2 protein-coding genes are annotated in these 2,456 nt (G+C 34.5%); one reads left to right on the forward strand and one right to left on the reverse strand.

Annotated features, from left to right (window positions below; genetic code table 11):
• Positions 1–89 precede the first annotated feature (89 nt).
• Positions 90–2,087, forward strand: coding sequence for a DUF349 domain-containing protein (locus tag P8M54_RS08950; RefSeq protein ID WP_300287389.1), 1,998 nt, complete (start codon positions 90–92; stop codon positions 2,085–2,087).
• Between the two features lie 74 nt (positions 2,088–2,161).
• On the opposite strand, the gene P8M54_RS08955 is transcribed toward P8M54_RS08950, so the two are convergent.
• A partial coding sequence (locus P8M54_RS08955) for an amino acid permease (RefSeq protein WP_300287391.1) occupies positions 2,162–2,456 on the reverse strand: 295 nt, incomplete at its 5' end.

The following is a 2,456-nucleotide window of genomic DNA, read 5'->3' on the forward strand; positions in this document are numbered from 1 at the left end:
CTATAAATAAAGGAATTATTTTGTAAGTTCCTGCCGCTTTACTATCTTTCGCTACCTATAATTGAGTACAAACCTTAAACATTGACAAAATGTTAGAAGAAACGAATGATAACCTGCACGAAGCAGATGGAAATTTAGTAAGCGAATCGACGGAAGCTGTTCCAACTCAAAACGCTGTAAAAGAGGATGCTGTAACTGCTGAAGAAGTCGTAAACACGGAAGCGAGTACTGCCGAAAACGTAGCAGATGCCACTACTGTTGTTGAAAACGAGAATCAAAAAGCATTGACTGCAATTGACGATTCGAATGCTGAGGAAGGCGAAGATGCTAGCCTTAGAGAACGTCATGAAATTCCGATGCTTGCCTATGAAACGCTTTCGATGGAAGCGCTAGTTGACGAATTACAAGAGCTTGTGGCTACGGATAAAGTGCAATCGATTAAGGAACATGTTGAGGAGATAAAAAAGGCTTTTCTGGCAAAATTCAATCATTTTATCGAAGAGAAAAAAGAAGAATTTCATGCTGAAAACCCCGAAACGACAGAGGATTTTCACTACCACTCGCCTCTTAAAATAAAATTTGATCAAACGTACTCAAAATATAGAGACAATAAGAATGCGCATTTCAAGAGTTTACAATCGAATTTGCAAACTAATCTAGAAAACAGATTAGCAATTGTAGAGGAGATGAAAGAGCTTATAAATCCTAATGAAAACATTAAAGACACCTTAAAACACTTTAATGAATTAAGAGAGCGTTGGAAAAATGCGGGTCCGATTCCAAAGGACAAGTACAACCACGTTTGGAACAATTACCATTTTCATGTGGAGAATTTTTATGATTACTTGCACCTTGACAGAGAAGCAAGAGATTTGGATTTTAAACATAATTTAGAGTTAAAACAAAAGATTGTTGCTCGCGTTGAAGAATTAGTTCAAGAAACTGATATCAATAAGGCGTTTAGAGAATTGCAAGATTTACATAAAATTTGGAAGGAAGACATAGGTCCCGTTTCGCGTGAACATCGTGATACAATATGGAATAAGTTTAGTGATTTGACTAAGCAAATGCATGACAAGAGAGAACTTTTATTTGAAAAAATGAGAGGGACTGAATTGGAAAACTTAACCAAGAAAAAAGAAATCATCAGTCAAATTGAGAACTTAGCTACTATTAAAGTTAATGCGCACTCTCAATGGCTAGGACAAATTGAAAAAGTAGAAGCCCTAAGAACGGCATTTTTTGAAGCAGGTAAAGTACCCGCAGAGGTTAATGAAGCAACTTGGGACGCCTTTAAAACGGCGGTTAGAAACTTCAATTCTTTTAAAAACTCGTTTTACAAGGATATTAAAAAAGAGCAAAATGACAATCTAGCTAAAAAAAATGCGCTTGTTGCTAAAGCACAAGAGTTAAAAGATAGCGATGACTTTGCTGCCACTACTCCTTTAATGAAAAAAATCCAGGAGGATTGGAAAAAAATAGGACACGTTCCTCGCAAATACTCTGATAAGGTTTGGGATGAATTTAAAGCGGCCTGTAATGGTTATTTTGATAAGCTGAAAGAACAAAGAACTGAAGATAACGCAGAAGAAATGGAAGCTTTCGAAAAAAAGAAAGCGTACCTAGAACAAATAAGAGATTTTCAACTTGTTGGAGAGCATAAAGCCGATCTTGATGCTATAAAATTGCATATTGAGAACTGGAAAAACATAGGAAAGGTTCCGTTTCCTAAAAGACATATTGAAGGGAAATTCAACAAAATATTAGACGCTCTTTTTGATAAATTAAGTTTGAGTAAGAAAGATTCGGATATGATGCGTTTTGCAAATAGAATCGACAGTTTAGCTGATAATAATGATACGCGCAAATTAGAAGGCGAGAAAATATTTATCATGCGTAAAATTGAGGAAGTGCAAAACGAAATTTTTCAATTGGAAAATAATATTCAGTTTTTCACCAACACTAGAAATGCTAAAAAAGAGAATTCAATTGTTTTAGAGGTTCGTAAGAACATTGCTATTCACAAAGAAAGTTTAGAAACTTGGAAAGAAAAGCTAAAGCAATTGCGCAGTTTGAATCAAGAGTAAACGATTCAATTTAAAATAGGAAGCCTCAAACTAGTTGTAGTTTGAGGCTTTTTTTATGATGGTATGACAACTATTTACTTTTTATTCATTGCTAAATAATAAACTGGAACTCCTAACGCTACAATTCCAAGTCCTAAACCAGTATTGAAAGTATCGTAAACTAATAAAGTGATACATATAGCAACCGTAACTAATATATAGATTGCTGGTATAAATGGGTAACCAAAAGCTTTGTAAGGACGTTCCGTGTTTGGCTCTTTTTTTCTCAAGATAAAGACTCCAATAATTGTTAAAATATAAAATAATAAAGATGCAAAAGTAGCATAAGTCAATAAATCGCCAAACTTGCCTGAAATGGCTAATACACTT

The sequence above is a fragment of the Flavobacterium sp. genome (genome assembly GCF_029242675.1).
GTDB lineage: Bacteria > Bacteroidota > Bacteroidia > Flavobacteriales > Flavobacteriaceae > Flavobacterium.

What these genes read in the sequence shown, in the direction of transcription:
- P8M54_RS08950 (WP_300287389.1), top strand. Translation starts at nt 90, where the DNA reads ATGTTAGAAGAAACGAATGATAACCTGCACGAAGCAGATGGAAATTTA.